This is a genomic window from Pantoea sp. BAV 3049 (genome assembly GCF_009765445.1).
In the GTDB taxonomy this organism is placed as follows: domain Bacteria; phylum Pseudomonadota; class Gammaproteobacteria; order Enterobacterales; family Enterobacteriaceae; genus Erwinia.
This window is the reverse complement of the sequence record NZ_WHOY01000031.1, coordinates 1,436,779-1,444,996: the sequence shown is the minus strand read 5'-3', so window position 1 is coordinate 1,444,996 and position 8,218 is coordinate 1,436,779. Positions and strand designations below refer to the sequence as shown.

At 51.5% G+C, this 8,218-nt stretch carries 10 protein-coding genes and 1 pseudogene; 9 read left to right on the top strand and 2 right to left on the bottom strand.

Features of this window, described 5'->3' with window-relative positions:
- Both GSQ70_RS25965 and GSQ70_RS07440 read left to right on the top strand, forming a co-directional pair.
- A partial coding sequence (locus GSQ70_RS25965; protein ID WP_158785255.1) for an RHS repeat-associated core domain-containing protein occupies nucleotides 1-634 on the top strand: 634 nt, incomplete at its 5' end.
- An 11-nt stretch (nucleotides 635-645) separates the two neighbouring features.
- On the top strand, nucleotides 646-1,029 hold the full coding sequence (locus GSQ70_RS07440; protein ID WP_158781960.1) for a hypothetical protein: 384 nt from the start codon (nucleotides 646-648) through the stop codon (nucleotides 1,027-1,029).
- Nucleotides 1,030-1,088: 59 nt separating this feature from the next.
- Here GSQ70_RS07440 and GSQ70_RS07435 read toward each other — a convergent pair whose 3' ends face one another.
- Nucleotides 1,089-1,301, bottom strand: a complete 213-nt coding sequence (locus tag GSQ70_RS07435) for a growth inhibitor PemK (RefSeq protein WP_370521106.1) — start codon at nucleotides 1,299-1,301, stop codon at nucleotides 1,089-1,091.
- Nucleotides 1,302-1,477: 176 nt separating this feature from the next.
- Here GSQ70_RS07435 and GSQ70_RS25960 point away from each other — a divergent pair, with 176 nt between their 5' ends.
- Nucleotides 1,478-1,717 (top strand): hypothetical protein, encoded by a 240-nt coding sequence (locus tag GSQ70_RS25960; RefSeq protein WP_233268255.1) that lies wholly within the window; start codon nucleotides 1,478-1,480, stop codon nucleotides 1,715-1,717.
- A 341-nt stretch (nucleotides 1,718-2,058) separates the two neighbouring features.
- Nucleotides 2,059-2,910, top strand: a pseudogene (locus GSQ70_RS25955) (RHS repeat-associated core domain-containing protein); the annotation flags it as partial.
- Between the two features lie 162 nt (nucleotides 2,911-3,072).
- Here the strand turns inward: GSQ70_RS25955 and GSQ70_RS07420 are convergent.
- Nucleotides 3,073-3,957: a LysR family transcriptional regulator gene (locus GSQ70_RS07420; protein WP_158781958.1), complete on the bottom strand. Its 885-nt coding sequence runs from the start codon at nucleotides 3,955-3,957 to the stop codon at nucleotides 3,073-3,075.
- 107 nt (nucleotides 3,958-4,064) lie between these two features.
- Here GSQ70_RS07420 and GSQ70_RS07415 point away from each other — a divergent pair, with 107 nt between their 5' ends.
- From GSQ70_RS07415 to GSQ70_RS07395, 5 genes are read left to right on the top strand one after another with little or no spacing between them, the layout of a single operon-like run.
- Nucleotides 4,065-5,030: an agmatinase gene (locus GSQ70_RS07415; protein ID WP_158781957.1), complete on the top strand. Its 966-nt coding sequence runs from the start codon at nucleotides 4,065-4,067 to the stop codon at nucleotides 5,028-5,030.
- Nucleotides 5,031-5,045: 15 nt separating this feature from the next.
- Nucleotides 5,046-5,786 carry a transporter substrate-binding domain-containing protein gene (locus tag GSQ70_RS07410; RefSeq protein WP_158781956.1) on the top strand — a complete coding sequence of 247 codons (741 nt, stop codon included), beginning with the start codon at nucleotides 5,046-5,048 and terminating at the stop codon, nucleotides 5,784-5,786.
- Nucleotides 5,787-5,798: 12 nt separating this feature from the next.
- The gene (locus GSQ70_RS07405) at nucleotides 5,799-6,470 is read left to right on the top strand and encodes an amino acid ABC transporter permease (protein WP_158781955.1); all 672 of its coding nucleotides are present in this window, start codon (nucleotides 5,799-5,801) and stop codon (nucleotides 6,468-6,470) included.
- Nucleotides 6,467-7,240 (top strand): amino acid ABC transporter ATP-binding protein, encoded by a 774-nt coding sequence (locus GSQ70_RS07400; RefSeq protein WP_158781954.1) that lies wholly within the window; start codon nucleotides 6,467-6,469, stop codon nucleotides 7,238-7,240. Before GSQ70_RS07405 ends, GSQ70_RS07400 begins: the two co-directional genes overlap by 4 nt.
- Nucleotides 7,230-8,186: an agmatinase gene (locus GSQ70_RS07395; protein WP_158781953.1), complete on the top strand. Its 957-nt coding sequence runs from the start codon at nucleotides 7,230-7,232 to the stop codon at nucleotides 8,184-8,186. The genes GSQ70_RS07400 and GSQ70_RS07395 overlap by 11 nt, the downstream gene beginning before the upstream one ends.
- The last annotated feature ends 32 nt before the right edge of the window (nucleotides 8,187-8,218 follow it).

Sequence of the window (8,218 nt, the reverse complement as noted above, 5' to 3'; positions counted from 1 at the left end):
GCAGGGCGAAGTGGTCTGGCGCGGGCGCTTCTCCACGTGGGGAGAAACAGAGCGGGAAACTTCAACAGGCTTCCGGTCGGTACAGCAGAACCTGCGGTTTCAGGGCCAGTACCTGGACAGGGAGACCGGGCTTCACTACAATCTGTTCCGGTATTATGACCCGGTGGCGGGCAGGTTTACCCAGCTTGATCCTATTGGGTTGGCGGGGGGATTAAATGAGTATGCTTATGCACCGAACCCGTTAAACTGGGTTGATCCGCTGGGGTTGAGTAAGTGTTCCAGTTCTGAAACTCAGAAGTTATATCGTGGAGTTAGTGCAAAACATCCTGAATTAGAAAATGCAAGAAAGGGTATTGTTAAACCAGCAAACCCGCACGCCGATTTAACACCTGAACAGCATGCCGAAGGTGGATTAACAGGTGAAAGCCAATTTGTATCATGGACTCCCGATAAAGAAATGGCTTTAGGACATGCTAATAAAGACGGTCCGGGAGGCGTTCTTTTAAGCGTTCCTGTCGGTGCCCCTCCTCAGGGAGCTTCATGGTCTTGGGGATGGACTCATATGAATGATTGGGGCGAAGTCGAAATGTTACAATTAGGTACGCGGACAGGTGCAGTTGTTACTGTGTTATGAGGTGTAACTATATGAATCATCTAGGTTACCTAAAATCTGCTTTGCCAAAAAAAAGAGAGAGATGGTCTCAGGATTTAAATAAGATTCTCATGTCTGATAGCTTGAAAATTGGTATTCCTTATGATGAAGATTTGAATTTATTATTGCTTAAATACAAAAAAAGAAGTCTTTCAAATGAAAGTTTTGGAAGTGATATTTTTGGTCTTAATGCTTTAATAAAAAATCTATCCTCTTGCTCTGGAAATCATAAAGCTAAAATATATCCTTTGAAGAATGATTTTTTTTCTGGCGAGTGCGTGATTATGGAGAATGAAATTATTGGTTGTGCTTTTATTAAACGAGGCCGTTCTTCTTCTAAAGAAGGGCTTTGGATAAATGGAAATAAGATCGATTAGGAATAGTCATTTTTTGAAATATGCCGGAAGTGATCCCTATGATCCTTCCGACTTTATTTTTATCCGCTGACCTGACTCAGCAGTGCCTGCACCTTCAGCCGGGTCTGCTCAATCTCCCGCCGCTGCTGTTCAAGCCGCGCCTGCTCGTGTCTCAGTCGCGTCTCCTCGCGGCTGTCGGGGATCAGCTCCAGACAGCCGTCCAGCACCTTCAGGCTCACGCCGGTGCCCACCTTAAATCCCGCCTCGGCCAGCCATTTACTCTCAGAAGAGATTTAAGGGTTTCACAAGGAAATGGAAAATGGGCTTCATCATTACAAAGTGAACTTGGTAACATAAGAGATGACTTGGAAATCGCTGATTTTGATAATAAAACTATTGCCGAAGTATTAGAGCAACAATACAGTATGTTTGATAAGTTTGGTGTTCCCTACAATAAGATATAGAAGATATGAAAATTGACATTGTGAAATTTCATGCGGATTTTAAATTAGAAGCTAACAACCCTGGTTCTTCGAATGAAGAAATTATTGATTTGAAAACTCATTTCAATGGTATCGCTATCCCCAATGATTATATAGATTTTATATCTGAAGTTTCTGATGCCGAGATATTAGTGCAGGGGGGATCATATATAAGAATATGGGGTGCATCAGGATGCATTGAGATGAATGATTCTTATTTTATTTAAAAATACATACCTGATGCATTAGCGATAGGTGATGATGAAGGAGGGCAGGCCATATTCTATGCTAAAGGAAATAATGGCTATGGTCTTTACAGAGTGGGTTTTGGCAATCTGGATATTGCTGATGCTGTTTTTATTTCTGATTCACTTTACAGTCTATTAATTGAAGGGAAAGGTGCGGATGAATTGATTTAAAATCTCTCAATACAGTCAGAAAAATTTCAACATCGGCCCAGCACAGCAGGATGATATTAAAGCGGTTGTAAATTGAACTTATTTTATGCTTCGCACTGCGTTTTAAAAGTGAGAAATTGGTTAAGTAGATCCTGCATCGCCACGGCAAAGAAGCGGAAACCGTCTCGTTCCTGTGGAGCGGGCTGCGGATGGTGGGCGAAAGCAGCAGCGCAACCCCGGAACGTAACACGCAGTACCTCTACAGTGAGGGAAGCTGGGAACCGCTGGCACGTGTCGACAGCATCGGTGAACAGTCTGATATATTCTGGTATCACACCGGGCTGAACGGCCTGCCGCAGCGCATGACCAACGAGCAGGGCGAAGTGGTCTGGCGCGGGCGCTTCTCCACGTGGGGAGAAACAGAGCGGGAAACCTCAACAGGCTTCCGGTCGGTATAGCAGAACCTGCGCTTGCAGGGGCAATACCTGAACAGAGACTAATTTGCTTTAGCGAATTTGAACATCGCTTCAGCAATGGCCCCGAAGGGGTGAGGCACCGCAGGTGCCGAATCAACCGGGCTTCACTACAATCTGTTCCGGTATTACGACCCTGTGGCGGGCAGGTTTACCCAGCTTGATCCTATTGGGTTGGCGGGGGGATTAAACCCGTATGCTTATGCGCCGAATCCGTTGAACTGGGTTGATCCGCTGGGGTTGAGTAAGTGTTCCTCTGGCACATCATTAACGGTTAATAAGCCTAATATTCTGAAAAATCCAAACTTAACGAATGCTGAGAGGAATTACCTTGAAAGACAGTTTATGAAAAAGCAAAATGCTCTAACCCGTGCAGCCCATCGCGGAGAGTTGATTTGGTCACCGGGTACTCATGATGTAAGGATATCTTCAGTACAAAGCTCTTACAGACAAGCAGTTTCTGCGCGATACGAAAGAATTTTTGGTAAGTCTCCGGATTTAACGACGTTGAAAGCTGATCATCCTGTCGATCTAATTGTTGGTGGTTAGCCAACTCCAATGACCTACCCCCAGAATTCGATACAACCATCAGTTAGTAATGTCGGTTGATTGACCCGCTCCCCGTGATAGTAAAATATGATGATATCATGGCGGAACGGCTCTCTTATAATAAGCCCTGCTTATTGTACTCATTGTCGCGGCCAAAATAACTCATAGAATAAACTGCTGCACCCGTCGCAATTCTTCGATCATAAATTCCACCGCTGGTGATACCGGGTAAGCGGCATGGGTAACGACATAATGTTGTACCGTCCAGACCGGTGAATGTGGAATACGCACCAGCGGGAAACGCGCCAGCATCAGTTCAGCATAATGATTAGGTAAAATGCCCACCACATCACCTGAGGCAACCAGCATCGCTACAGCTTCAATGCCTACCGCTTCCGGGCCTCTGGCAAAGTGAAACTGGGCGAGCGCCTGTTCGACAAAAGGCTGCTGCGCTCTCCATACCAGCGGAAGCTGTCGGAAACGCACTTCGTTGCCTGCCAGGGTGTAAATACTGTGGATCTCCTCGTATAGCTCGACATAGCGCAGCGACGGGCTTTTCTGATACTCCATAACGCCTTTCACCGCCATATCCAGCCTGCGATCCAGCAGCGCCTGAATCAGTTGCGTTCCCGCCATAATGCTTAGCGTCAGATGGACATCCGGCGCCAGCGCCTGCATGTTGCGCAGCGCCTGCGGCAGATGCGACTGCGTATGACCAATCACATTATCGGTAATCCCCATCACCAGCGAGCCTGAGATCACGCCGCGGCTGGCATCCAGCGCTGGGAAAATGCGATCCAGTGCATTGAGCGCCTCTCTGGCGTAGAGCAGGGTTGACTGCCCGGCTTGGGTGAGTTCGAACCCTTTTGGCCCGCGCGTACATAAGGACGTGCCGAGCGTCTCTTCAATCGCTTTGATCTGGCGGCTAATAGTGGATTTGGTCATATTGAGACTCTTTTCAGCAGCAGAAAATCCGCCAGACTGGGCCACTGCACAGAATATTCTCAGGGCGCGTAAATCTTTTTCATTTAAGGTTCGTGATTTCATTGTTGTTATTTCCGTAACCGTGGTTGCAAAGATGATCGGTTTTTTCCGCAGCGGGAGTCTAATAGGCTGCTATCTGTACCACACATTGCCAATACCGGGGAACTACCATGTCTTTGCCACTGACCGTTGCACCGCAAACTAATCATAAATCTTTATTGTTTTCAGAACTTGCGCTCGATCTTGATAACCTCAGCGCCCATTTTGCCGTACTTGGCATGCCTTACGGCGCAGCTTATACCCCGCAGGATTATAACAACGACCAGGTACGGGCGCCGACGGCGATCCGCCAGGCTTCCGATCGGGTGATCCGGGGCCCTGAACGTTTCGATTTTGATATTGATGGCCCTCTGCTACAGGGGCGCGACGACATTCGCTTCGTCGACTGTGGCGATGTGCCAGCCGATTTGACCGAGCCGCGCGGCCATTTTGTCAGGGCGGAACAGGCGGTGCGTAAGATCCTGGCGGCGGGCGCGATCCCCATCGTGCTCGGCGGCGATCACGGCATTACCAATCCGATTCTGCGGGCGTTTGACGAGCAGGGACCGATCACCATCGTCCATCTCGATGCGCACCTGGACTGGCGTGATGAGGTCAACGGCGTGAACGATGGTCTGTCCAGCCCGATGCGTCGTGCTTCTGAGCTCCCCTTCGTGAAAGACATTATCCAGATTGGCATGCGAGCTTCAGGCAGTGCCCGTCAGGAAGAGGCCGATTACGCCCGTACCTGGGGCGCACGCATTATTACCGCCTATGAACTGCACGATCGCGGAATGGATGCCGTCCTGGAGCAAATCCCTGCTGGCGGCCGCTATTACCTGACTATTGATGCCGATGGTTTCGATCCGTCAGTGATGCCCGCCGTAGCCGGACCTGCGCCGGGGGGCGTGACTTTTGTTCAGGCCCGAAAACTGATTCATGGGTTAGTGAAGAAAGGACGGGTTGTCGGCATGGATATCGTTGAGATCCAGCCGGAAAAAGATGTTCACCAGATCTCCTGTATGACTGCAGGCCGTCTGGTACTGAATTTCATCGGTGCGGCAATTCGCGCCGGTTACTGTGACAGCAATGGTTAATTTTTCGGAGGATGTATGACATTTCGTTCGCTGTTGTTAGGTACGTCTCTAACCCTGGCGCTGTTTTCCGGCGCTACTCAGGCTGCCGATCCCATTCGCGTGGCGATCGATCCAACATTTCCTCCTATGGAGTATATGAACAACAACCAGCGCACCGGTTTTGATATCGACCTGGCCGAAGCGTTGGCGAAGAAAATCGGACGCCCGCTGGTTTATACCGATATGGACTTCAAAGCGATGATCCCATCGGTGCTGTCGGGGCGTCAGGACATCGTGTTGTCCGCCATCTATATCACCGACGACCGCAAAAAAGTGGTGGATTTCACCGATCCTTACTTCACCGCCGGACTGGTGGTGATGGTGAAAAAAGGGGATAAGCGGATTACATCACCGAAGGATATAGCCGGCAAGCGGGTTGCGGTACAGGTTGGCACGAAATCGGTGAATCTGCTCACTGAGCAGTACCCCACCGTGCAGCGAGTTGAGGTTGAGAAGAATGAAGAGATGTTTAACTCGCTCGAAGCGGGGCGCGCCGATGCCGTGGTCTCTGGCAAGCCAGCGGCGCTGCTCTACAGCAAAACGCGCGGCACCACTGAAGTGCTCTCCAAACCGCTGACGAAGGAAGATTACGGTATTGCGGTCAGTAAAAATGAACCAGAGCTGCGTCAGCAGCTGAATACGGCTCTGAAGGCGATTCGCGCCGACGGCACTTATGATGCGTTGATGAAAAAGTGGTTCGGCGCTGGCGCTAAATAATCAGAGGTGACGATGCTTTCGCTTGATTTCACCCCGGCGTTGGCCAGCCTGCCTGAACTGCTCTCCGGCGCGTGGGTCACGATAGAAGTGACCCTCTGCGCCCTGGCGATCAGCTGCTGCCTCGGCACGTTAATTGGTCTTGGAAGGATCTCTTCCCGCCATAAAGCGGTGTGGTGGTTCTGCAACGCCTATGTGGTTCTGGTTCGCGGAACGCCGCTGCTGGTTCAGCTATTTATCCTCTATTTCGGGCTGCCCTATTTCAATATCGTCATTCCGGCTTTTGTCTGCGGCATTATCGGCCTCGGCTGTTATTCCGCAGCTTATGTCTCGGAACTGGTGCGCGGGGCGATCCTCTCGATCGACAGTGGGCAAAGTGAAGCGGCGCGTTCGATGGGGATGTCATCAGGCCAGGCGATGCGGCTGATTATTTTACCGCAGGCGCTGGTGCGCATGGTGCCGCCGTTGGCTAATGAGTTTATCGCCCTGACGAAAAACTCGGCGCTGGTTTCCCTGGTGACCATTCACGATTTGATGCACGAAGGGCAGAAAGTGATCAGCGTTTCTTACCGCTCGCTGGAGGTCTATATCGTGATTGCCTTTATTTATCTGCTGATGACCAGCAGCACCATGTTGCTGCTACGCGCGGTGGAGAAAAAACTTCGGGCGGGAGGCATGGTGCAATGAGTACGGCGATTGTTGAGGCCGTGGCGCTGGAGAAACGCTTCGGCGACCATCAGGTATTGCACGGTGTTTCAATTTCGGTACAGCGCGGCGAAGTGGTGGTGATCATCGGTCCAAGCGGATCGGGGAAAAGTACCTTCCTGCGATGCTGCAACGGTCTGGAGGTGGCGGAAAAAGGCAGCATCCGCCTGTGCGGCCAGATGCTGATGCAGCAGGGAGAACTGCTGGATGAAAATGCCCTGAATCTCTTACGCCGTCAGGTTGGCATGGTTTTTCAGTCGTTTAACCTGTTTCCCCACCTGCGTATTCTCGACAACGTCGCGATTGGGCCGCACAAAATTCTTAAGCAGAGTCGTCAGTACGCCGAAACGCGCGCGCGCGAACTGTTACAGAAAGTCGGCCTGCTGCACAAGGCGGATTCGATGCCGAATAGTTTGTCTGGCGGACAGAAACAGCGTATTGCCATTGCGCGCGCGTTGGCCTTGCAGCCGGAAGTGATGCTGTTTGATGAGCCGACTTCCGCGCTCGATCCTGAGCTGACCGGCGAGGTGTTGCAGGTGATGAAACAGCTGGCTCAGGAAGGCATGACGATGATTATCGTCACGCATGAAATGAGCTTCGCTCGTGAGGTTGCCGATCGGCTGATCGTGATGGAGGAGGGAAGGATTGTTGAACAAGGGGCGACCGCCGATATTTTCCGCCATCCCTGCCATCCGCGTACCCGGGCGCTGTTGCAGCCCATTCTGAATAATGAGGCTTTTTATGAGCAGTAATATGCGCGGTAGTGAGCGCCTTAACCGCGCCTTTAGCGGTATTCCCACCTTTTTACGCGCAGATTATTGCGATGTGCTCAGTGAACTGCGGGCCGATGTGGCGGTTTTTGGCGTGCCCTTTGATGAGGGATCGCCCTGGCAGCCGGGTACGCGCTTTGCGCCGCGCTCGCTGCGCGAGCACTCAATGCGTTTTGCCAGTACCGGCTTTTACGACATCCAGCGCGACCAGCATTTCCTGACGGATGTGATCTCGCAAGGTCGCCTGGTGGATGTCGGCGATGTTGATGTGCTGCCTACCAATGTGATCGGCACCCATGACAATATCAGTACCCTGGTGCAGATGATTCGACAGCGCGGGGCTATTCCTCTGGCGCTGGGCGGCGATCACTCCGTCTCCTATCCGCTAATCCGTGGGGTTCAGGAGCCGGTACATGTGGTGCAGTTCGATGCCCATCTCGATTTTGCGCCCTCCACTCACGGCGTGCATTTCAGTAATGGTCAGCCCTTTCACCATGTCGCGGCGCTGGAGCACGTCCGGAGCCTGACTCAGGTAGGCATTCGCAGCCTGCGGGTGCGGCCCTCGGAGGTCAGTGACGCCAGGCAGCAGGGGAGTCACATCATTCCCATGGAGGCGTTCCGGCAGCAGCCGTTTATTGAACAACTAAAGCATCTACCCGCCGGGGAAAAGTGCTACATCAGTATTGATATTGACGTGCTGGATTTTTCGCTGGTGCCGGGATGCGCTTCAGCTGAACCTAACGGCATGCGCTACGATGAACTGCGCGACGCCCTGCAAGTATTGCTACAGCGCATGGATATTATCGGTCTCGATCTGGTGGAAGTTAATCCGCAGCTGGATGTACCGACCGGCGCCACATCCTATCTGGCGGCGCATCTGCTGGTTGAAACGCTGGGAATGCTTTTCGCGTTGCATCAGCCAGGCTGAGATTGCTTAAGATCTCTCTTACTATAAGGCGA